The organism is Pelorhabdus sp. sgz311002, assembly GCF_056134285.1.
The window spans coordinates 17,793-41,399 of the sequence record NZ_JBWBCL010000012.1 but is presented as its reverse complement, the minus strand read 5'-3'; the positions used below and the strand labels follow the sequence as shown (position 1 = coordinate 41,399).

Below are 23,607 nucleotides of genomic sequence, written 5' to 3'. Positions count from 1 at the left end.
ATTCAGGACTTCTTAAATAGTTTACTTAAATTTTCCGACTGCCCCGTTTGGTAATAGGAGTTCCGGCTTTGCAAGCGGGACATTCTTCTGGTGCAAAAGACGCCACATCAAGATGCAACAACGCCTCAGTCGGCGCTTCAAAGGAAGCTTTACCACCGCTGCGATCCACAAGAATCCCCACCCCAGCAATAATTCCGCCTGTTGGTTTAATTGTGTCAATCACTTCCTGCACCGAGCCACCTGTTGTAACGATATCTTCCACGACGAGAACGCGTTCACCGGGATCGACGTAAAAACCGCGCCGCAGTGCCATTTTGCCGTTTTCCCTTTCCGTAAAGAGCGCTCTTGTACCAAGCTCTTTAGCCACTTCATGAGCCAAAAGAATACCGCCAGTCATCGGTCCGATAACTACGTCAATCTTAGCATCACGAAATTTTTCAGCTAAAGCTTTGCATAACGTTTCGGTATGTTTCGGCTGCTGCAGTACCTGAAATTTCTCAACATACATCATACTATGACGGCCAGAGGTCAATAGAAAATGGCCTTCTAAAATCGCCCCAGTTTGTATAAATAACTCTTTTACTTCTGCTTCAGTCATCATACCGTCTCCATTTCTGCTAGTATTTTTTCTACGGCCAAGTTCTTGTCGGCCGCCTGCGTAATAGGCCGCCCAATAACTAAATGCGTTGCCCCTGCCGTAAGAGCCGCTGCTGGCGTACTGGCGCGACTTTGATCTTGCAATGCTGCTCCGGCTGGTCGAATTCCCGGCGTGACGATCAAGAAGTCGTCGCCGCAGGCTTTTCGAATCATCGCGGCTTCATGAGGCGAAGCGACAACGCCGTCCATCCCCGCCGATTTAGCTAGCTTAGCTAACGTTAAAACTTCTTCACCAATCGCAAGCGGGCAGCCCACTTGCTTCAAAGCTACCTCGTCCATACTTGTTAATATAGTAACAGCTAAAAGTTTGGGGACCTCACGATTTTCCGCCGCAGCACTTTCCTTCACAGCTTGAGCGGCGGCCTGCATCATAGCAAAGCCGCCAAGAGAATGAAGTGTCATTAGCGAAACGCCTAACTTCGAAAGCGCTGCCGCACTTTTTGCCACAGTATTAGGAATATCATGAAGCTTCAAATCTAAAAAAATCGATTTGTTTTTGGATTGCAGATAACGCAATACCTCATTGCCTTGACTATAGTAAAACTGCATGCCTACTTTATAAAAGCTGACAGAATCGCCTAGTTCGTCAACAATCTGTTTTGCTTCCTCAAGCGTATTTACATCTAAAGCAACGATACAGCGTGAATTACTTTTCGCACTCATACCTGTTCTCCTTATCCAAATTTCACCTTACCAACAATCTCGCTAATATGGGAAATGCCCCGTTTCGCCAAATAATCGTCAAGCCCTGCCGCCACATCAACCATAGCAGAAGGATTCATAAAATTCGCTGTTCCTACGGCAACGGCGCTGGCGCCAGCCAGGAAAAACTCAACAGCATCTTCTGCTGTCATAATGCCTCCCATACCAATTACAGGGACAGAAACGGCCTGAGCTACCTGATAAACCATACGCACAGCTACAGGTTTCACAGCAGGCCCTGATAGACCTCCCATGCCGTTCCCTAGAATGGGTCGCCAGGAGTGAATATCAATGGCCATGCCCAGAAGTGTGTTAATTAAAGAGATCGCATCCGTTCCGGCTTCCTCTACCGCTTTAGCCATAGAAGCAATATCCGTAACGTTCGGCGAGAGTTTCGTAATGACCGGTTTATCTGTATTGGCTTTTACTGCCCGCACTACGCTGGCGGCGCTTTCTTCCTGAACGCCAAAAGCCATGCCGCCTTGTTTGACATTCGGGCAGGATATATTGATCTCAATACCGGCAATCGGCGCATCAGCCAGTTTAGCCGCTAATATACCGTATTCTTCTACTGTATTCGCCGAAATATTAATGATGATCGGCGTGCCATACGTAGAAACCTTCGGCAGAATTTCCGTTAAAAAAACGTCCACACCGGGATTTTCCAAACCAACAGCATTCAGCATACCTGCTGGTGTTTCGGCGATGCGATGACCGGCATTGCCAGCACGAGGTAATAGGGTCGTACCTTTGACGACAACAGCGCCTAAATCTTCGAGCGGCGCAAAATCTTGATATTCCAGACCGAAACCAAAAGTTCCCGACGCGCTCATAACTGGATTTTTCATGGAAATCCCAGCAATTTCTGTAGCTAAACGGTTCATAAAGACATCACCTCGCTGCTAAAAAAGACAGGTCCATCGGTACAAACCTTAACGCGTTTTTCGCCTTTCGCCGCACAAGTGCAGGAAAGACAAGCCCCCACGCCGCAGGCCATATATTCTTCTAAGGAAACTTGGCAAAGCACACCCGCTTCTTGCGCCGCCTTCGCCACAGCCTCCATCATAATTTTCGGACCACAAGTATAAATCATGTCATAGCCCTTTGTTAAAATTTCCGGCAATAAATCAATACACAGACCTTTTGTACCACAAGTTCCGTCATCCGTAGTAATCTGTATATCTTGGCAAACACTTTTGAAATAGTCCGGCCAAATCATTTCTTCCGCTGTTCGTCCGCCCATGACGACAGTCATGGGTTTTGGACAAAGAGATTTTGCCAGATAAATGAGCGGCGCAGTACCAATCCCGCCGCCTACCAGCAGAATTTTTTCGCCTTGCACCGCAAAAGAGTTTCCTAATGGGCCTAGCAGATCCACTAGTTCACCAATTTTTTTATCAGCCAGGGCAATAGTGCCCTGGCCTGCTAGTTTATAAATTAAAGTAATCGTTCCTTGCTTCGCATCGGCATCAGCAATACTGATGGGGCGCCGCAAAATATGAGTCGCGCCGACGGCCACATGAACAAACTGCCCCGGCTGAGCCATAGCCGCAATCTCCGGCGCTTTTAGCACAAGCTCGCGCAGAGTCGGCGCTAGAATCTTGTGAGATACAATTGCCGCTTCTTCTCGAACTTTAGCCAAAATAATCCCTTCCTTCTACATAGTCCTGTAGAGCAAGAACATAGGTAAGACGCCGTTCACGCATAACTGTAAGTACCCGCAGAACAGAATTTGCCGTATCAAGCGAAGTAAGACAAGGAATTCCATTTTCGACAGTGGCCCGACGAATCTTGTAGCCGTCACGTTCCTGTTCCTTGCCACGTGTTAACGTATTAATGACAAGATTGATTTTGCTGCTACGAATGAGATCAAGAATATGCGGCGGCGCTTCGCTGACTTTCGGCACACGACTCACGGCGATTCCTCGATCAGTCAAGTACTTCGCCGTTCCTTCTGTCGCCATGAGCTGATAGCCCAGTTCTTCAAACCCTTTGGCGATCGACAGAACTTCCGATTTATCTTTATCATTGACAGTGATCAAAACAGTTCCTTCGCGAGGAATATTCATGTTTGATCCGATCAGCGCTTTGTAAAGAGCCCGTTCATAGTGATAATCGAGACCCATAACTTCCCCAGTTGATTTCATTTCAGGTCCAAGTGAAATATCAACTTGCTGCATTTTCGCAAAGGAGAAGACTGGCGCTTTTACTGCTACATAAGGTTTTTCCGGTAACAGGCCGATTGGGCAGCCTAGCGACTTCAGTGTCGCGCCCATAGCAACGCGCGTAGCTAAGTTTACCATGGGAATGTTGGTTACTTTGCTAAGGAACGGAATGGTGCGGCTGGACCGAGGATTTACTTCGATAACATAAACCTGTTCATCCACAACTACATATTGAATATTGATCAAGCCTTTTACGTTTAATCCGGTAGCTAATTTCTTCGTATAGTCGACGATCATATTAAGAACCTTATCAGATAAGGTCTGTGCCGGATAGACAGCAATACTGTCGCCGGAATGAACCCCAGCTCGTTCAATATGCTCCATAATACCAGGAATCAAGAGATCCGTACCATCGGATATGGCGTCAACTTCGACTTCCCGTCCCTGCATGTAGCGATCCACAAGCACAGGGTGTTCATGCGACGCTTTTACGGCATGTTCCATGTAATCAATAAGCTCTTTCGTGCTATAGACAATTTCCATGGCCCGACCGCCCAACACGTAAGAAGGACGAACTACTACAGGATAGCCAATACCTTCCGCGGCAGCAATTGCTTCGTCGACATTAGTAACCGTTTCACCTTTCGGCCGTGGAATGGAGAGTTCTTCTAACAACGCATCAAATCGTTCACGATCTTCCGCTCGGTCAATATTGTCAACGCTTGTACCAAGAACCTGAATACCCCGTTTGGCCAGAGGCCCTGCCAAATTGATAGCAGTCTGACCGCCAAACTGCACAATAATGCCGTCAGGTTGTTCCTTATCAAGGATATTTAACACATCTTCGACCGTAAGTGGTTCAAAGTAAAGTCGATCTGATGTATCAAAGTCCGTGCTGACTGTTTCTGGATTATTATTGATAATCACAGATTCATAGCCGAGCTCGCGCAAGGCCCATACAGAGTGAACTGAGCAATAGTCAAATTCTACGCCTTGGCCAATTCGAATCGGTCCGGAACCGAGTACAACCACCTTTTTCCGTTCCGTCGGCTCTGCTTCATCTTCTGTAGCAGCGTAAGTTGAGTAATAGTAAGGAGTAGCCGCCTCAAACTCAGCAGCGCAGGTATCCACCATTTTGTAACGCGGAACAACACCAAGACTCTTGCGTAATTCTCTGACAGCAAACGGATCTTTACCAGCAAGTTCACCAATGGTGACATCATTAAAGCCCCATTTTTTCGCCTGATCGAGAAGACCTGCCGTAAGTTCTTCTTCGCTAAGACGCTGTTCCATTTTGATAATGTTAAGAACTTTATAGAGGAAAAACGGATCAATCTTGGTAATCTGATGAATGGCGTCGACGGAAATGCCCCGACGCAACGCTTCGGCAATCACAAAAAGTCGTTCATCGTCAGCCAGACTAATCAATTCTTTAACTTCTTTCGTTGAAAGCGAATCCAGTTCAGGCAAATGCAAGCGCTGCAAGCCAATTTCTAAGGAACGTACGGCTTTCATCAATGCGCCTTCTAATGTCCGATCTACTGACATCACTTCGCCGGTGGCTTTCATCTGGGTTCCCAGATTACGATCCGCTAAAACGAATTTATCAAAAGGCCAGCGCGGGAATTTTACGACGACATAATCAAGGGCTGGTTCAAAGGAAGCCATTGTTTTTTGCGTAACAGCATTGACGATTTCATCAAGATGATAACCAATCGCGATTTTACTAGCTACTTTCGCAATAGGGTAACCTGTTGCTTTCGAGGCCAAGGCGCTAGAGCGGCTTACCCGAGGATTTACTTCAATAACATAGTACTGTTTGCTTTTGCTATCCAAAGCGTACTGCACATTACAGCCGCCTTCAATGCCAAGGGAGCGGATAATTTTTAAAGAAGCAGTCCGCAGCATTTGATACTCAAAATCGGTAAGCGTCTGAGAAGGCGCTACGACAATACTATCGCCGGTATGAATCCCTACAGGATCAAAGTTCTCCATGTTGCAGATGGTGATGCAGTTATTGGCAGCATCGCGCAGTACTTCATATTCAATTTCTTTCCAACCAGCTACACTGCGTTCAATCAGCACCTGATGAATCAGACTGGCTTTCAAGCCGCGCTGTACAATGTCTTCCAATTCGGCTTCGCTGTAGGCAATCCCGCCGCCAGTACCGCCAAGGGTATAGGCAGGACGAACAATGACCGGATAACCAATGGAATTGGCGAAGGAAACGGCTGCTTCCAGTGTTTCCACAATATCGCTTTCTGGTATCGGCTGACCGATCTCTTGCATTGTCATTTTAAACAGTTCGCGGTCTTCTGCTTTTTTAATAGATTCCAACGGCGTACCGAGAAGGCGTACGTTAAATTCTTCAAAGACGCCTCGTTCAGCTAATTCAACCGCTAGATTTAAACCAGCTTGACCGCCAAGAGTCGGCAGAACGCCGTCAGGACGTTCTTTTTCAATGACTGCCGCTACAAAATCAGCCGTTAACGGTTCAATATAGACGCGGTCAGCAATATGCGCGTCGGTCATAATAGTAGCCGGATTACTGTTGATAAGAACAACTTCCAAGCCTTCTTCTTTCAAGGAACGACAAGCCTGCGTGCCGGCATAGTCAAATTCCGCCGCCTGACCGATAACGATCGGGCCTGAACCAATTACGAGGACTTTCGATATATCTGTATACTTAGGCATGAGACTGACCTCCTGTCAGCAAAGTCATGAATTCGTCAAAAAGATAGGTGTTTTCATCAGGCCCCGGTGAAGCTTCTGGATGATACTGCACAGAAAAAACAGGCAGTGTTTTGTGTTTTAAGCCTTCTACTGTTTTATCATTTACAGCGAAATGCGTAATTTCTAACTCTGTTTTGGTAAGCGATTCTGGATCAACCGCATAACCATGGTTCTGCGATGTAATATAAACGCGATTTTTCGCAATATCTTTTACGGGATGGTTGGAGCCGCGATGACCAAATTTCAGTTTGTACGTATCGGCGCCAAAGGCTAAGGCTAGCAGTTGATGGCCGAGACAGATGCCAAAGGTTGGCTTTTTTGTAACAATCGTTTTTACTGTCTCAATAATTTCTGGCAGATCTTTCGGGTCTCCTGGTCCGTTAGAGAGAAAAATCCCATCAGAATCGTAAGCAAGAATCGTCTCAGCCGAAGTGTTGGCAGGGACAATTGTTAGCCGACAACCGGCTCTTTGCAAAGAATCCAGTATATTTTGTTTTACGCCGAAATCCATTACGACCACATGAGGGCCTGCACCGTCCATAGTATAGGTCTCTGGCGTAGTAACCTGAGCCACTTCATCGTGAGGCAGAGTTTCCGCCATAAGCGCCTTCGCTGCTTCGTCGGAAATATCACCGGATACGATGATTCCTTTCATGGTACCTGCTGACCGGATCTTCCGTGTAACAGCCCGCGTATCAATCCCATAAATAACCGGAATGTTTTGCTCGATAAAAAACTGTTTCAAGGAATCTTCCGCCAAGTAACTATTCGGTTGCTGGCAAAGCTCGCTGATTATAAAGCCACGCACAAAAGATTTCCGCGACTGATTAAAAAGATCATTCGTACCATAGTTTCCAATTAACGGGTAAGTCATGGTAACAATCTGACCACAGTAGGAAGGATCTGTAAGCACTTCCTGATACCCCGTCATGCCTGTATTAAAAACAACTTCACCGACGGCTGCTGTTGTTCCTAGTGTTTTGCCTGTAAAAACCGTTCCATCTTCTAAGACCAGTTTTCCGATCATAGTAACACCTCTCCGTTTTCCATGATAAAGCGTCCGCCTATAATAGTACCAACCGCTTTACCAGTCAGCGTCTTCCCCTGGAAGGGAGTGCTCTTGCCTTTCGTATAAAACTCTTTACTATCGACCGTCCAAGCCTCATCAAGGTTTAGTATAGTCAAATCAGCAATTTGTCCGACTTCAATCGTCCCAGCGTCTAAATGCAGCAGTTTTGCTGGCGCTGTAGACATTTTATCAATAATCTGCAACAGAGACATTTCTTTCGTATGATACATTTCGGTTAGCACCACGCCGACAGCCGTTTCCAAACCGGAAAAGCCATTTGGCGCATCACGAAACTCGCAGTCCTTTTCCTCAAAAGCATGGGGTGCATGGTCTGTAGCAATTGCGTCAATCGTTCCATCAATGAGTCCTTGGCGTACGGCGTCGCGATGTTCAGCCGAGCGCAGCGGCGGACAAACCTTCGCCGCAGACGAGTACGTAATAACCGCTTCGTCCGTTAAGCTCAAATGATGCGGCGTAGCTTCTGCCGTCACTGCAAGGCCTTTCGCCTTTGCCTGACGGACTAAGTCAATAGCCGTCTTCGAGCTGATATGGGCAATGTGAACAGGAGCCCCCGTGTATTCTGACAGCATAATACTTTTGGCTACAGCAAGATCTTCCGCTACAGCCGGACGACCTTTCATGCCAAGTCGCGCTGATACAGCCCCTTCATGCATAATGCCGTCTTCTACTAAAGAAGCATCTTCGGCATGAGTAATAAAAATCCGGTCAAACATGGACGTATATTCAAGTCCTGTCTTAAAGAAAGAAGTCTTGCCAGGTTCAACACCATCATCAGTGATGGCTGCTGCTCCTGCTAAAATCATATCGCCGATTTCGGCCAATTCATGGCCAGTGCCGCCTTTTACAACTGAACCGATAGGAGCGACGCGAACAACACCTTCGCTAGCGGCTCTGGCCAAAATTCCTTGTATTAAAATGGAACTGTCGACAATCGGCTTTGTATTTGGCATGCAAGCAACTGTGGTAAAACCACCTGCTGCCGCAGCTCTCGTCCCTGAAGCAATATCTTCCTTTGCTTCGAGACCTGGATCACGCAGATGCACGTGCATATCAATTAAACCAGGAGTCACAACAAGACCTGTGAGATCTTTTATTTCAGCGCCTTCAGCAGTTAAGCTTTCTCCTAAAGCGACAATTTTTCCATCTTCTACTACAATGTCAAGAATGCCATCAAATTGTTTTGCGGGATTAATCACACGCCCGCCCTTAAGCAGATACTTCAATGTTTTTCCCTCCCAACGTTACCAAGAAAAGTACAGCCATACGTACAGCCAACCCGTTTTGAACCTGTTCCGCAATCATAGATTGATCCGAATAGGCCACATCGGGAGCAATTTCCAAGCCGCGATTCATCGGTCCTGGATGCATAATAAGCGCTTCAGGACTAGCCAGTTTCAGCCTGTCCCCATTCACACCAAAGATTCGCGCATATTCACGCGGTGATGGAAAAAGTCCTTTTTTCTGACGCTCTAATTGAATACGCAGTACGTTTACAACGTCGGCGTCTTTTAAGGCCTCTTCCACGTTGTAGTGAACGGTTACACCAAGTGATTCGATGTCTTTAGGCATAAGTGTTTTAGGCCCAGCTACATGGATATCGGCGCCAAACTTCTTAAGGCCCGCAATATTAGAACGGGCAACGCGGCTATGCGTAATATCGCCGACAATTACCACTTTTTTGCCTTCTAAAGAATCATATTTCTGCCGCATCGTAAAAAGATCAAGCAGACCTTGCGTCGGATGAGCGTGAGCGCCGTCACCAGCATTAATAATGACAGGTTTTACGCACTGGGTCGCTAATAAAGCAGCCCCTTCCGCACTATGACGCATGACGATCACATCCACTCCCATGGCTTCCACCGTCATGAGCGTATCACGCAGGCTTTCGCCTTTTACCACACTGCTAGTTGAAGTAGTAATATTCACAACGTCAGCGCCCAAGTACTTACCTGCCAGCTCAAAAGATGTACGCGTTCTTGTGCTTGGCTCAAAAAACAAATTAATAATCGATTTTCCTCTTAGTGTCGGCACTTTTTTGATATCGCGCTTAATGATATTTTTCATTTCTTTGGCTGTATTTAAAATAAGCTCTATTTCATCAGTTGTTAAACTTTCCAGATCAAGAATACTTTTTTGTCGTAGCGAAACTTGATTTTTTTTCATGGTCTGCCTCCTTATTTACTATAGCAATTCTATAAAAACTCTTACTGACTGCCTGATCAATCGCAAGAAAATAGTTTGAAATTTCTACATCCTTCGTGAGTAAGTCTACTAATAATTATTCATATTTTATTCATATATATACTAACAGGTTTCTTCATGTCTGGCAAGAGCATACAAAAAAGCCTTTTCATCTCTCAACACGTCATATCGGCTGAATGATAAAAAGGCTTATAATTCTTCATAGTTCCACGCTCCTTCCTAGCCTCACAGGACTAGTTTTAAAGGTTAATTTTTAACTATTATATAGCAAACTCGTTCATCTGTCAATGAAAGATCTTCGCTCTTTTAGGCTTTGTTTCTGTCGCGGTTTTTATTGCGCTGTAAGTGCTGTTTCGCTAATTTAGCTTGGTTGGTCGGCTCAATTTTGCTGCCGAATTTCGCTTGCAGCATCTTTTCCACTTCTTCAGGAGGCAATACATAAGTGTTGACGCCTTTATTGTCGGTCATGTAGCCATCTCCTTTCATCGCCTGGGAAAATCAGGCAATCGTTCTCGGGAAAATAACAAGAAGACTTCTTGTTGATTCAAGAAGTCTTAGTTTACTTTTTTTGGTGCGGTAGAGTGGATTTGAACCACCACGAGGTTGCCCCCGCCAGCCCCTCAAGCTGGTGCGTCTGCCGTTCCGCCACTACCGCATATTAAACTGGTCTTGTATGTGGTGCGGTCGAGTGGATTTGAACCACCACGAGATTGCTCTCACTAGCTCCTGAGGCTAGCGCGTCTGCCGTTCCGCCACGACCGCCCATTTTTTTATCTTGTCAGTCGACCACTCACTGTTGGTCCGCTTGCTACCGACAAATAATATTATATCCATTGCATAACAAAATGTCAACAAGAATTTTTCACTTTTTTATTTTTCCGGAAAAATTCTTACTAGGGTTTGAATCGCGGCTTGAGCCATAGCTTGGTAACCACTCTTATTAGGATGTATTCCGTCATAATTAAGCGTCCTTGGAATCTGCCCGGTCTGGTCAACCACACAACTATAAAAATCAATAAGCGGCAAGCTTGCTGCAGCGGCAAAATTCCTTAACAACATTCGATATTCTATCAGCAGCCGTTCTTCGCCTTCATCATTGCAAGGAATAGGAAGGCCCAGTATGGGCCGAATATTTGCCTGGAGCGCTGCTTGCGTCATTTCTTCCATATTACCCATGATTTCAGCAAGATCAACGCCTTCATAAATATCATTGGTGCCTCCCATCAAGATAACATAATCCGGATTTACCTGCAGTACGTCACGACGAAATCGGGCTGCCATGCCATTCGTGGTATCACCATTGATTCCCTGATTTAAGTAAGAAAACGAAAGTCTTAGCGCAGCGAGCTGAAGCCAAGAGTCTGATGGCGTATAAGGAAATCCATAGGTTAACGAATCGCCAATCGCCACAAGCTCCACGCTGCTATTCATTTTTCCCGCCACAAAACCACGCCCCTTCGCTTGCCCAGCACCTGCCTATTTTCTGCCTTCATAAAGCAGCCGATACGTTTCACGATCACGCAGAACCTTTTTGACATATTCCCGCGTTTCCTTAAAAGGTATTTCGTCAATTTCATGAAACTCATTAGACCAGCCGTATTTCTTCATCCAACTCTTTACATTGCCGCGTCCGCCATTGTAAGCAGCAAGCATGAGAACTTCATTCCCGCCAAACTCCTTTTCGACTGAGGCTAGGTACCAAGTACCAAAACGAATACTCACGACCGGATTATTCAGTTCGTCGACTGTAAAATTCGGATATTTTATTTCCTGAGCCACCCATTGCGCCGTATCGGGCATCATTTGCATGAGTCCCATCGCGCCTTTAGGCGAGCGGGCTAAATGGGAAAACTTACTTTCCGTACGAATCACAGCTGCTACTAAATAAGGATCAAGATCATGTCTTTCAGCATAGCGAAAAATTTCATTTTGATATAACAAAGGATACACATATTTCTTCTGGAACCATTCACTTTCATAAACCACATAGCTAGCAATCATAAAGATGCAAGCTAAGGTAATAATGCGTCTGGTCCATGACCATTTCCTCAAACCAATCACTCCGTTATAAACATTCCCCAAAACAGGCCTCATCATAACTTCAATTTATCTTTTGCCAATAAGACAGCCTGCTTCAACAAGGCCCTTTCCTGCGCCTGCTCCCAAAGAGCCTCCACTTGTCGGTTTAATGATGCCAGATCACCGCTATTATCAATAACCTGGTCAGCTAAACGAACTTTCTCTGACTGTGACCATTGCGCCGCCATCCGCGCCCTAGCGTCTTCTTTGGAAAAGCCATTTCTATCCATCAGACGCTGCAGTTGGACCGACGGATCTTGAATCGTCACCACCCAAACTTCATCCATCTTTTTATGCCAGCCACTTTCAAACAAAAGTGGCACATCTAGAATAACAAGCGAAATTCCCTTTGCGGCAGCCGCTTGGATCTTGCGTTGAATTTCCGCCAAAATAGGCGGATGAGTAATCGCATCTAACTGTTTACGCTTATCTTCACTGGCGAAAATTTCTCGAGCAAGCTGCTGCCTGTCTATCGCCCCATCGGCGCCAAGCACAGCCGAACCGAAAAAATACAAAATTTCATGAAAAGCCGGGGTATTCGGCTCTACCACTTGTCTGGCAATTTTATCAGCATCAATCAAACAAGCGCCTTTTGCCGCGAGTAGAGCCGCTACTGTACTTTTTCCGCAGGCAATGCCGCCAGTCAACCCAATCAAATGCATAATAACGCCTCGCTTCTATTTTTGGCAGTGGGGACAGAAATGTGTTCCGCGACCAGCAACGACAATTTTTTCAATAAGCTGGCCGCAGCGTTGGCAAGGCCGACCAGTTTGGCCATAAACCCATAAATGGTTCTGGTGTTGACCAATCTTCCCTTCACTGTTGCGATAATCACGAAAGGTCGTACCGCCATCGACAATGCCATCGTGAATCACTTGATTCACGGCGGCATATAATCTTGCTACTTCCGCCTGCGACAATTCGCAAGCGCGCCGCTCGGGATGAATCTGAGCCACAGCCAAACTTTCATCCACATAAATATTGCCAAGTCCCCCTACAATCTGCTGATTGAGCAGTAAAGATTTAATCTTTCCCTGCCTATTTTGTAGTTGACTGGCAAAATATTCAAGAGTAAAGTCCGCTGCTAAAGGTTCCGGACCTAAAGTAGCCAAACCTGATATGCGAGATATTTCCCCTTCGCTAACTACATATAAGGTGCCAAGAGTACGCGTATCTGCGTAAATCAAAACATTCCCTTGCGATAATTGAAAAACAATTCGCGTGTACGCATCGCGCCGGGCAATGGCGTCCTGATAATAAAGACGACCAGTCATTCGCAAATGAATGACGAGAATTCGTCCGTTCGAAAGCCGGAAAAGAAGGTATTTGCCTCGTCTTTCTAATGCAGTAATGGTCTGATGCAACAAATAGGCTTTGGCATCGCTAGCTTCCGGCCACTTAAACAGCCGAGGCAAGGAAATCTCTACATCTTCAATTTTTTGTCCGATCACATGTTTTTCTAACTGCAAACGAATCGTTTCTACTTCCGGCATTTCTGGCACAAAAAAATCCTCCTCATTTTGCTAGAGCCCAATTCTTTCCGAACTTCACATCAACTTCTAACGGCACCTTTAATGATACAACCTGCTCCATCGTCGTTTTTACAAGCTCGCTTACAGCTAAAACTTCTGATTCCCGCACTTCAAGCACAAGTTCATCGTGCACTTGCAGTAGCATGCGGCTCTCCAGCCCGGCTTCCTGCAGACGCTCATACACAGCAATCATAGCCTTTTTAATAATATCGGCTGCTGTTCCTTGAATGGGCGTATTCATAGCTGTCCGTTCGGCAAAAGAACGCAAGTTGAAATTTCGACTGTTAATATCAGGAAGATAACGTCTTCTGCCAAATAAAGTCGTGACGAAACCAGTTTCATGCGCTTCGGCAATTAATCGATCCATTAGTCCCTTTACGCCGCCATATAAGGAAAAATAACTATCGATATAACTAGCTGCTTCTTTTCGCGTCACATGAATATCTCGAGCCAAACCATAATCACTAATTCCATAAACAATCCCGAAATTGACGGCTTTCGCTCTGGAGCGCATCTCGCTTGTGACTTCACTTTCAGCTACACCAAAAACTTTTGCCGCCGTTTGAGCATGAATATCCTGCTTTTCTTCAAAAGCGCTGATTAAATGAGCGTCACCTGACATATGCGCTAAGACGCGTAGCTCAATCTGCGAATAATCAGCGGAAAGCAAGTAATCCCAAGGTTTCTGCGGCACAAAGAGACTGCGAATTTTCCGTCCTTCCTCCGTCCGCACAGGAATGTTTTGCAGATTAGGATCAGAACTGCTAAGTCGACCTGTTGTTGTCACAAGTTGGTTAAAGCTCGTATGAATCCGCCCTGTAGTAGGATGAATCAATGGCTTTAAGCCATCAAGATATGTCGATTTCAATTTCATGAGAGTTCGATACTCTAACAGATTAGAGATTAAAGGATGCGGATACTCTGCCGCTAAAGTTTCTAATACTTCAGCATCGGTAGAATAGCCCGTCTTAGTCTTTTTTATGACAGGAAGTTGCAATTTTTCAAATAAAATCAGTCCCAATTGTTTCGTCGAATTTACATTAAACTTCTCTCCAGCGGCTTCATAAATAGCTGCAAGCAGCAAAGTTACCTTCGCATCTATTGTCGCTGCTAAAGCGTTTAAGTTCACCTCGTCAACAAAGATTCCGGTAACCTCCAAGTCAGCTAATACTTTCAGCAACGGCAGTTCGATTGATTCGTAAAGTGACAGCAAAGAAGCGTCCGCTAGCTTTGTTTCCAGTAATGGATACAGCTTAGCTAAAGCTGCGGCACTGCGGACTGTTTTTGCGAGTTCTTCTTCTGCCGGGAGAAAAGCCTCCCCTAAATATTTTTGACTCAAAGTTGCCATATCATAGGAAGCCGCTGCAGGATCAACAAGATAAGCCGCTAAAGCAGCGTCAAAAGCAATATTGCGCAATGAAAACTGATACAGTTTTCCATATTGATAAAGATACTTTGCCTCAGAAGTAATTTTTGTAATCTGGCTATCAGACCATAACTTAAACAAAAAGGTACAATGGGTCTTTTCAACCAAATACAGAGCGTCTGCTGTAGCTATCGCAACGGCTTCTAAGGAAAGATCTGGACCTTTCCCCTGCCATAACGGAAAAAAAACAAGCTTTTCCGCTTGCCGAATCAACCTCTCTAGATGAGTACAGACTTGCTCTGAATTCACTTTTTCGTAAGTGCAGGCTATCGCATTGCTACAAACTGCCTGGTCTTCGGGCAGCTCATTGTTGCTGACAAAACGTTTAAATAAAGTTTTAAACTCCAATTCGTCAAAAAGCGTCTGGAGTCTTTCATAATCCGGCTTTATCTCACAAGCTAAATCAGCTTCGCTTAAAGGTACCTGACAGTCAATTGTCGCTAACCGTTTTGACAGTCGCGCTAAATCGGCATGTTCTGCTAACCGTTCTTTCAACTTGGCCCCAGAAACGTCAGGAATATGATTTAACAAGTTTTCTACTGTTTCAAACTCCTTGAGCAATTTGACAGCTGTTTTCTCACCAATACCAGGAACACCAGGGATATTATCTGATGCATCCCCCATCAAGCCCTTCAAATCAATGACCTGCCGCGGCGTCAATGAATACTTCTCAAATACAGCCTGATTATCAAACCATTCTAGATCGGTAATGCCGCGTTTCGTCATAAGTACCTTGACTGAATCGCTCACAAGCTGCAGCGCATCACGGTCACCTGTTACAATCAGAGCCTCTTCACCAGCGGCCTCGGCTTTAGCGGCTAAAGTTCCAATAATATCGTCAGCCTCATAGCCCGCCAATTCTAATACAGAAATGCCCAAGGTTTCCAGAACCTTTTGCATGAGCGGAAATTGCGGCGATAGCTCTGACGGAGTTGCCTGACGTTTTCCTTTGTATTCAGCATACCATTCATGGCGAAAAGTTATTTTTCCCTTGTCAAAAGCAACAACAGCCTTATCAGGCTGCAGTTCTGCTAGTAACTTCGCCAACATAGAAGTAAAGCCATAAACGGCATTTGTATATTGTCCTGCTGCTGTAGTTAATAAAGGCAAAGCAAAAAAAGCACGATACATAAGGCTGCTACCGTCAATAATGAGTATTTTTTTCTTAGGCATCGGCCCACTCCTCACAAAATAAAAATCCTTATCCTGTTTATATTGGCTACTTTCTGCTATAATCCTTTAAAAATTTATTGTTTCTCACTGCAAACTTAAAATCTGCTGATACACCTTGGGGAGGGCACTTTCTCGCCGATCTACTACAGGAAGATAAATATTCACTTTCGTGCCACCACTGCCTGCAGCATTTATATTAATAAAACCGCCATGTTCCGTAACAATTCGATGAGCTATGGGCAACCCCAATCCCATATGATCAAGTTTTGATGTATAAAAAGGTTCAAAAATCTTAGAAAGAATTTCCGGTGTAACACCAGGTCCCGTATCATTGATGGACACAACAATCATATTTAGATCGGCATGCAACCATGATTTCAAAGTAATCACACCGTCTTCGGGCATAGCTTCCAATGCATTTTGAATAATATTCACAAAAGCCTGTTGCAATAAATTGGGATCAGCATGTAAAACTGGCAAGTTTTCCGCCAACCGCTTATCAATCTCGATATTTTCTCCGCCAAAATCACGAAAATTCAGCAGCAAAGCCTCTTCTAAAATCCGATTTATTGCTACAGCATTTTGCTTGGCTACTGGCGGTTTGGCAAATAAGACAAGATCTTTAATCACTTGATTAATATAAGTCGTCTCGCCTAATAAGACTTCTAACACTTCGCGTTTTACTACGTATTGTTCATCCTGCAAGCGGTTCATCATGACCTGCAAATAGCCGCTAATCGTTGTCAAAGGCGTTCGAATATGATGAGCGACTCCTGCCGCCAGTTCACCTAATGACAACAGCATTTGCGTGGTCTGGATTTGCTTAAACGCCGCATGCACAGCCGTAACATCTTGAAGAATCACAATATAACCCATAAAAGCCCCTAGGGTACTATGAAGCCGCAGTGTATCAATGTGAACATAGCTACACCCTTCAGCAGTTGTCAGCTTAACACTGGCCGAATAGTCTTCATAACGACTCACGCGAAAAATTTTAGTGAATTTTTCACCTAAATGTTGAAAAGCCCGCTCCGCTTTTAAGCCAATCACCTGGGACCGTTTTACAAAACAAATCTGTTCTGCTTCTTGATTTATATCCATCACATATCGTTCTTGGTTTAGATATAAAATTCCCGATTTCGCAGCATTAAGGTATTCCCGTTCGTTATCCGCAATCAGCTCTGGCATGCCTTTGCCTAAAAAATCTGTCGCAATCACGGCTATCACCACCTATAGGATTCCTTTTTTCAGGTGATGATAACATTCTTGTAAAATATTGTATCTCCTGCTAAATGACTTGACAAAAAAAACAAACAAATCCGACAAAAGCAGTAAAAATAAAATGTCATCAGCAATAAGTCTGTCGAATCGCTTATAAACTCAACCGTTCTCTCTTATTTATTTATGCCTTTTCTGTCTTTTTTTATGACATCTAGTCGATAAAAAACTATGTAATAAATAAAAAAACAGGCAAGAGATCTGCATCTCTTGCCCTTCAAACTTATTTTGCAATTTCAAAACGATCCACTCTCTGCCCATCTGTTTTGCGAGCAGTCTGGCGACAAGTGAAAGCAGGATTCATGGCTTTAACAAAAGCATTCAGCCATACTTCATAAAATCCATCCATCACGTTTACTGCAATACCAGCGCGCTTCCAATTCACTTCAGCTAAGTTTTCAGCACTTTGCCAAATAACGCTTGCCGCACTTTCCTCAACAAGTTCATCGCTTTGATCGCAAGGCATTCCATTTAAACGGTAATCGCTAAGCGCTGTAAAAATGCCTTCGGCGGACGCCGTGTCATATTTTCCGGAAAGCTTCGCCGCATTGCCGCAAGCCTCGCCATGCTCGGCAAAACACGCCTGAATCCATTCTGAAGCATTGTCACAGCTATCTAGGAGTTCCTTAATGAAAGCAGCTTCTCTTGACTGCGCTAAGTGAATCTGTCGTTGTAGCCAACCGTGAATATTGCTTGTATCAATCAAGTCTTCCAGCGGCGTATCGCCGGGAGGCGTTCCATAGGCTTGCCAAACAAGGCTGCGGAGTTCTTCAGCTGTGTCGCCACAAACCTCACTAGCTTGATGAAAGAGAAGTGTTTCCCTCTCATTTACCAATTGAATCTTACTGTACAGCCAAAAATGAATATGACCTAAAAATGCGCTCATCTTACTCCTCCTTGCCAATCACTTTATTTAATTCTTTTACAAGCTCTGCTACATCAACGCCATGGATAGACGCCGCCTGAGAAATTGGTTCCGCTGTAGCAGAGGGACAACCAAGGCACCCCATGCCAAAACCTCGTAAAGTCGGTACAGTCTGAGGATAGACGCGGATAATATCACTAATCACACTATCCGGCGCAATGGGATCACCAAGTACTAGCGTTCCCTCAGTCAAGCCGCCAGGAACAGGCTGAAGCTTTTCTTCACTCATGTTTGGCTCTGCATCTTCCGCACTAACCCCTTGATAGAAAGCAGCCAAAACATCGGCCTTGAATTTCTTAAAACCGATTCGGTCAATAAACTGACCAATCCGTTCAATGTCAGCATGATTTTCATAATAAGATAAAACAACTGATACAATTTGCAAAACTTCTTCGTGAGAAAGATCACTGATTAAGAGCTCGCCGATACGAGGATGGGCTCCCGCACTGCCGCCTACATAAACATTCCAGCCTGCATCAGTTCCGAGAACGCCAATATCCTTAATATAAATTTCCGAACAGGAATTCGGACAGCCAGCTACGCCCATTTTCAAGCGCGAAGGCATTTCTTTCTTATGGTACAGTCGATCTAATTCCAAGCCTAGTTTCACACTGTCTTGTTTGCCTCGTTTACAAAAAGAAATGCCAGGGCAAACTTTAATGCTACGAACACAGTTGGCAAAACCAATGGCCGGCTCTACACCGAGCTCCTGCCAAGCTGACTCAATATCTTCCGCCTGTAGGCTTGTAATCATAATCCGCTGCGCTGAGGTGCATTTTAAAACACCATGATATTTTTCTGCTACATCAGCTAATTTACGAAGAAACTCCGGTTTGACAAAGCCACCGGGAATATGTGGCGTAATGGCGTAAGTCCGTTTTCCGTTACGAATCTTTTGCAAATTTGCGCCTTTCGGTAACATGAAAACTCCTCCTTTTATTTCAGCTTGAAACCGCTGCACTTACTAGCGGTTTTTATCATGCAAGTAGTATAAACTGTCTATGGGTACATTATAAGAGAAAACCAGCACAAAAAAACGGAAATAGGTCACATGCTACTGTGATATTTATCACAAGGAATTTTCCAGCTTGTCCATATCAAGGATAATAATTTTATGTTCGATAAGATCAATCGTCCGTTCTTTTTTCAAAGACCCTAAAGCGCGCGTAACGGTTTCCCGCGAAGTCCCCACTAAATTGGCTAAATCTTGCCGCGTCATGTCAAGGTCAATTTCCACCCCAGCTTTTGTAGGCTTCCCATACTGCCTAGCTAGCTTTGCTAAGTTTTGGCCAGTACGTACATAGGTATCGGAAAAAGCCAGAGTTTTTATCTTCATTTGCGCATTCAACAGTTTTTGCGTCAGCACCTTAATAATATGTAACGAAATCGTGGGATGACTCATAACCGCTTTCTCAAGTTCTTTATTTTGAATCATCCCAATTACAGAATCCTCTAAAGCCACAGCTGTAGCTGGATAGCCGCCCCGGCGAAATAATAGCGCTTCGGCAAAAACTTCGCCTGGCCCTAAAATATTAATAATATGCTCACGCCCGTCAGAAGAAGCCTGGACAATTTTTACTTTACCTGATTTTACGTAGTAAAAACCCTCACCTGGTTCCCCTTCCATAAAAATAATCATACTTTTTTTATAATTTCGCGTTACCGTAAGCTCAGCAATCAGAGCTAACTCTGTCTCACCGAGTTCCTCAAAGACAGGAATATTTTTCAAAAAATCCCATAAAGCCATATTCTTCTCCTCCGGGCTTTTATTATCTAATTATAAAAGCAGTGCAAAAAAAGGGATAGTACGAGTCCAACAAATCCGCCCACCAATGCACCGTTAATTCGCACCCACTGTAAATCAGCGCCTACCTTTTCTTCGATTAGTTGATTGAGCCTCGCGTCTGACAAATGAGTCAGCACTTCATAGACTAGCTCGCCGATCCATTGGTGATGGCTGCTAACAAGTTTCTGCAAAAATTCCTGAACGAGTAGCTCAGCCTGAGACTGGCGCGGCGAATCTTGCAAAAAGCGGGACCAAAACCGTTCTAGCTCTAATACAATCCAGGCCGTAACCGGTCGCGAGAGTAACTCAGATTTCCCCTGCTTTGTCGCTCTATTTTGCGGTGATACGTCTTCAATCAAGCTTGTCACCAATCGGTCAGTCAGATCACTAAAATCAATTTCGGCCACAAGCTCTCTCTGCCACGCTAAAAAAGCACGTTGTTTCTCTTCTTGTTCAGAAAGATTTCGGAAAATTTCATAAACCTCACCCCTTAGCCATAAACGTACTGGATGCTCCGGGTTTTCCATCGCTTTTAGCATCACAATCAGTTCTTCCTGCAGCGCCCGCGCCGCATCAGCAAAATTAATCATATTAAAAGCTTTCGCTCCCTCATACAAGAGGGACTTCAGCCAGCCAAAAGCATCGTTAGATTGCGGTTTACTGGTCATTTCGCCATAAGCCGTTAAAAACTTCTCCATCTTTTGCCGTGTTTGCGGCAAAGCAATTTCTTTCTGAACCTGCTGCAAAAGGAAAAGTACCAGAGCTTGCTCTTGACCATTCTCAAGCACCTTAATACCGCTGTGACACAAAAAACCCAGGCCGTTCCAGTCTGCTAGATGCCGATCAAGCCAAACTTTTAACTGTTTTTCCACTTTTTCGCCGGAAATGCCTTGCAAAAGAGAAGCTATTTTTTGCTGCAACCACTGACGCAGCTTTTCCTTACCGCCGCGTTTTTCCATAAAGAAAATAAAGAGCTTCACAAAATGAATCTGGCGCATTTTATTGCCAAGGCTTGTGGCACTTAAAAGTTCATTCTGTACCATAGCTGCCATGGCACGAGCCATGCGCTCGCGGTTACGAGGAATTAATGCGGTATGATAAGAAAATCCTAAGGGTTTTCGAAACAAAGCGGTAACAGCAAACCAGTCAGCTACACCGCCAACCAGAGCAGCTTCTGCTACAGCTTTAAATATAGAAGCTCCCGCTGATTCATGAAACGAAATCGTTAGATATAATGATGCAAGGTAGCAAATAAAAGAAAGGGCTAGCGCCCAATTCGCAATCTTACGACGCTTTGTAAATACTTGTTGTTCTGTCATAAGCCACCTACTGCTATAAAAAATTTATCGATAAGATACAATATAATTCCTAATAGAGCACCAACCAATGATCCATTGATTCGAATCATCTGTAAGTCGTCGCCGACTTTTTCTTCGAGAAAGGTAACAAGCCGCTCATTAGTGTATTGCTCCAAACTATTACGAGCCATTTTTCCTAGTTGAAAATGATAGCGTTCAATCAGTTCATTGGCAAAGCGCCTAAGTTGTTCATTGACCTCGAGCTGTTTTTGTTCATCCGCCAATAGTGAGTTTAACCACAGCTCACCTTGATAGAGGATTTTCCCTGCCACAACCGATCCAATACCGCCTTTACCACGCAAAGCAGCTTCGCCTTCTTGCACCAAAAGCTCCAGCCACTGACGCAAAGGTAGCTGTCTGATCAAATAAGCCTTAACCTCTTCCGCTTTGCTTTGCGTCAATTCATCATGACAAAGCTTGTCCGCCCAGCTTTCGAGCCATAGACGACTCATAGCTCCAAAGGACGAATCAGGCTGTTGCAGCGTATCAAGAAAGCCAATCAATTCTTGCTGCATTTTGGTAGCGATTTCCTGGTTTGATAAATTACCAGACTCAAGCAAATCAAGAATCGCTTTGCGACCACTATGGCCCCGACTGTAAGTCTCTTTCGTTTTTACAACCATCTCCTCTAGCATCTGATGCAAAGGTTTGGCACGACAAAGTGTAATAAGTTGCGCTAAAAGAAACTGCAAAATACGTTTATCATAGTTTTGCTGTATTAGCCACCGCAAAAAGGCGCCAGCCAGCGGTCCTGCCGGTAAAGCTCTAAGCTGCCCCGCTAAAAACTTCTCAGCAAAATAGACTATTTCTGTCGTTTCAAAACGATTCTTCCCCTGCTCTACAAGCTGGTGGCAAAGCGATTCGAGAAAATCTTTTCCTGGCGGACTTGTCAAATAAAGAGCTATGGTGCGAACTAAATTTTGCCCAGCTAGTTTTGCTTTTAAATGCTCCTTTGTTAAAAGCGTATTTTCCAACATATCGATGAGTTCCTGAAAAATCCGTTCTCTGTTTCGTGGTATAATCTCCGTGCGAAAAGCAATGCCGAGCGGACGACGAAACAGTGCCGTTACAGCAAACCAATCGGCTATGCCGCCAACAAGAGCCGCACTAGCCGCGCCCAAAAGTAAACCACCTGCCAAGGATTCCCGATAGGGAAGACTTACTAGAAATAAGCCCGCAAAAAAAAGTAACAGCCCTGTAGCTTTCCTGCCTTTACTTTTCATATATTACCCCGCTTTATTGTTATAAACTATTTCCAAGAGCGACTTTCTTCAAGCCCTGTGTTTCATAGATCTGAAGAGTCATGGAAGTACTTTGGCCCCAGCCATTCATTTTCAACGTATACTCTCCGGGTAAAAATAGAAGCTGATAAAATTGAAATTTGTGGCTGCGCCCATCCCAGCGTTGAATCCACCGATCACCTTGCCAAAGCTCATAGGTTAAATCAGGCAGGTCACCGGCAGTTGTAGCCAAGCGTAAGAGTTCTAACGCTCTTCCATCCGAAAAAGCGGACTGCTCTACGGTGATTGTCGCTACCTGAAGCTGCAATACCGTATGAAAGTCCCACGCCTTTCGCCATGGCGCACTGCTTCCATCTTGATAAACTAAAGTTCCTTCTGCTGCGACATGATAGGTCTTATTCCAAGCCAAGGGCTCGCGGGGAATCAAAAAAGCATGTTTTTTCTCTGACTCCATCGTTTCCATGGATGAATCGACTTGATAACAAGCCACATTCAAACCATTTTCATCTGTAAGAATTGCCTGTTTCAAACGCAACTCTCGCACCTTACTGCTATGAACACTTACAGTAATGGGATAGCCTGTCACAATATTTTCTTTGTTCCAAAACCGCAAGGGATTCGGAACTTCACTAACAAGCCAGCCAAGTTTTGCATCCTTCTGTCCATCATAAGGATAAACTACAAGCCGTTCGTCCTTTGCTGCTTGTTCCGTTCCAGTTGCTAAAACTAAAATATTATAATTGCCGTCTTTTTCTCCAAAGCCGACACCAATGTCGTTAAAATTAGGATTTACTAATAGCAAGCGATGATAGGGGCTGTCCCACAATCCCATAACACCTTGCTTTACTGTAAAAGCGCCGCCAGGATCAAGCGCTTCACCGACAGTACCAAAATAACCAAAATAAGCGCCTCTTTCGCCAATGTCACGACCAATAAACCCACTGCGACCTAGCTGTTCACGGTGGATATCAAGGGTAATCCTTTGGGGATAATTGCGAGTAATGTAGTCGCCATGCCCTTGCGCAGCCTTTGCCAGACGAAAATCCTCCTTAAACGGAGTAAGACCAGCTGCTTGCCGATAGGAATTAAGAGTTTGCACTGTTTCATGGCGCAACGAGGTCACTGTTTCACTAGTTTCACGATCAGAAAGCACCGCCGGAGCGGCAATTGCCAGCCCCCAAAACGCCAAATACACTAGAAGACTCATCAAATAACAAGATCCAATATATTTCCAGCGCTTATTCATCAACAAGCCTCCTG

General features: G+C 44.7%; 21 protein-coding genes and 2 tRNA genes. All 23 read right to left on the bottom strand.

The features are described from left to right. Positions 1 to 25: 25 nt before the first annotated feature. The gene (gene pyrE / locus AC0NJP_RS15190) at positions 26 to 598 is read right to left on the bottom strand and encodes an orotate phosphoribosyltransferase (protein WP_474040720.1); all 573 of its coding nucleotides are present in this window, start codon (positions 596 to 598) and stop codon (positions 26 to 28) included. Continuing rightward, positions 598 to 1,320 carry an orotidine-5'-phosphate decarboxylase gene (gene pyrF / locus AC0NJP_RS15185; protein WP_474040621.1) on the bottom strand — a complete coding sequence of 241 codons (723 nt, stop codon included), beginning with the start codon at positions 1,318 to 1,320 and terminating at the stop codon, positions 598 to 600. The genes pyrE and pyrF overlap by 1 nt, the downstream gene beginning before the upstream one ends. Positions 1,321 to 1,331: 11 nt before the next feature. Next, a complete protein-coding gene (locus AC0NJP_RS15180) occupies positions 1,332 to 2,243 on the bottom strand; it encodes a dihydroorotate dehydrogenase (RefSeq protein ID WP_474700342.1) in 912 nt (303 codons plus the stop codon). Beyond that, entirely contained in the window at positions 2,240 to 3,001 is a 762-nt protein-coding gene (locus AC0NJP_RS15175) for a dihydroorotate dehydrogenase electron transfer subunit (RefSeq protein ID WP_474040623.1), read from the bottom strand. Before AC0NJP_RS15175 ends, AC0NJP_RS15180 begins: the two co-directional genes overlap by 4 nt. Next, entirely contained in the window at positions 2,994 to 6,218 is a 3,225-nt protein-coding gene (carB, locus tag AC0NJP_RS15170; RefSeq protein WP_474040624.1) for a carbamoyl-phosphate synthase large subunit, read from the bottom strand. Before carB ends, AC0NJP_RS15175 begins: the two co-directional genes overlap by 8 nt. Then, positions 6,211 to 7,284 (bottom strand): glutamine-hydrolyzing carbamoyl-phosphate synthase small subunit, encoded by a 1,074-nt coding sequence (carA, locus tag AC0NJP_RS15165; protein WP_474040625.1) that lies wholly within the window; start codon positions 7,282 to 7,284, stop codon positions 6,211 to 6,213. The genes carB and carA overlap by 8 nt, the downstream gene beginning before the upstream one ends. Beyond that, positions 7,281 to 8,570 (bottom strand): dihydroorotase, encoded by a 1,290-nt coding sequence (locus tag AC0NJP_RS15160; RefSeq protein WP_474040626.1) that lies wholly within the window; start codon positions 8,568 to 8,570, stop codon positions 7,281 to 7,283. The genes carA and AC0NJP_RS15160 overlap by 4 nt, the downstream gene beginning before the upstream one ends. Continuing rightward, positions 8,554 to 9,510 (bottom strand): aspartate carbamoyltransferase catalytic subunit, encoded by a 957-nt coding sequence (locus tag AC0NJP_RS15155; RefSeq protein WP_474040627.1) that lies wholly within the window; start codon positions 9,508 to 9,510, stop codon positions 8,554 to 8,556. Before AC0NJP_RS15155 ends, AC0NJP_RS15160 begins: the two co-directional genes overlap by 17 nt. A gap of 345 nt (positions 9,511 to 9,855) precedes the next feature. Continuing rightward, the gene (locus AC0NJP_RS15150) at positions 9,856 to 10,017 is read right to left on the bottom strand and encodes a hypothetical protein (RefSeq protein WP_474040628.1); all 162 of its coding nucleotides are present in this window, start codon (positions 10,015 to 10,017) and stop codon (positions 9,856 to 9,858) included. A gap of 101 nt (positions 10,018 to 10,118) precedes the next feature. Beyond that, positions 10,119 to 10,204: transfer RNA gene (locus AC0NJP_RS15145), tRNA-Leu, on the bottom strand. Positions 10,205 to 10,225: 21 nt separating this feature from the next. Further along, positions 10,226 to 10,311, bottom strand: a tRNA-Leu gene (locus tag AC0NJP_RS15140). 108 nt (positions 10,312 to 10,419) lie between these two features. Further along, positions 10,420 to 10,992, bottom strand: coding sequence for a GDSL-type esterase/lipase family protein (locus AC0NJP_RS15135; RefSeq protein ID WP_474040629.1), 573 nt, complete (start codon positions 10,990 to 10,992; stop codon positions 10,420 to 10,422). Between the two features lie 33 nt (positions 10,993 to 11,025). After that, complete coding sequence (locus tag AC0NJP_RS15130) at positions 11,026 to 11,643, bottom strand: lytic transglycosylase domain-containing protein (protein ID WP_474700363.1); 618 nt, start codon at positions 11,641 to 11,643, stop codon at positions 11,026 to 11,028. Next, entirely contained in the window at positions 11,643 to 12,290 is a 648-nt protein-coding gene (coaE, locus tag AC0NJP_RS15125; protein ID WP_474040630.1) for a dephospho-CoA kinase, read from the bottom strand. The genes AC0NJP_RS15130 and coaE overlap by 1 nt, the downstream gene beginning before the upstream one ends. A 15-nt stretch (positions 12,291 to 12,305) precedes the next feature. Continuing rightward, on the bottom strand, positions 12,306 to 13,121 hold the full coding sequence (gene mutM / locus AC0NJP_RS15120) for a DNA-formamidopyrimidine glycosylase (protein ID WP_474040722.1): 816 nt from the start codon (positions 13,119 to 13,121) through the stop codon (positions 12,306 to 12,308). A gap of 22 nt (positions 13,122 to 13,143) precedes the next feature. Further along, entirely contained in the window at positions 13,144 to 15,759 is a 2,616-nt protein-coding gene (gene polA / locus AC0NJP_RS15115) for a DNA polymerase I (protein WP_474040631.1), read from the bottom strand. Between the two features lie 84 nt (positions 15,760 to 15,843). Then, positions 15,844 to 16,977, bottom strand: a complete 1,134-nt coding sequence (locus tag AC0NJP_RS15110) for a two-component system sensor histidine kinase NtrB (protein WP_474040632.1) — start codon at positions 16,975 to 16,977, stop codon at positions 15,844 to 15,846. A 283-nt stretch (positions 16,978 to 17,260) separates the two neighbouring features. Further along, complete coding sequence (locus AC0NJP_RS15105; RefSeq protein WP_474040633.1) at positions 17,261 to 17,923, bottom strand: hypothetical protein; 663 nt, start codon at positions 17,921 to 17,923, stop codon at positions 17,261 to 17,263. A gap of 1 nt (position 17,924) precedes the next feature. Next, entirely contained in the window at positions 17,925 to 18,884 is a 960-nt protein-coding gene (locus AC0NJP_RS15100) for a DUF1858 domain-containing protein (protein WP_474700341.1), read from the bottom strand. Between the two features lie 147 nt (positions 18,885 to 19,031). Then, positions 19,032 to 19,709, bottom strand: coding sequence for a Crp/Fnr family transcriptional regulator (locus tag AC0NJP_RS15095; RefSeq protein ID WP_474040635.1), 678 nt, complete (start codon positions 19,707 to 19,709; stop codon positions 19,032 to 19,034). A 26-nt stretch (positions 19,710 to 19,735) separates the two neighbouring features. Then, complete coding sequence (locus AC0NJP_RS15090) at positions 19,736 to 21,067, bottom strand: DUF445 domain-containing protein (RefSeq protein WP_474700340.1); 1,332 nt, start codon at positions 21,065 to 21,067, stop codon at positions 19,736 to 19,738. After that, positions 21,064 to 22,329, bottom strand: coding sequence for a DUF445 domain-containing protein (locus AC0NJP_RS15085; protein ID WP_474040637.1), 1,266 nt, complete (start codon positions 22,327 to 22,329; stop codon positions 21,064 to 21,066). Before AC0NJP_RS15085 ends, AC0NJP_RS15090 begins: the two co-directional genes overlap by 4 nt. A 19-nt stretch (positions 22,330 to 22,348) precedes the next feature. After that, on the bottom strand, positions 22,349 to 23,593 hold the full coding sequence (locus AC0NJP_RS15080) for a CAP domain-containing protein (RefSeq protein WP_474040638.1): 1,245 nt from the start codon (positions 23,591 to 23,593) through the stop codon (positions 22,349 to 22,351). Positions 23,594 to 23,607 lie beyond the last annotated feature (14 nt).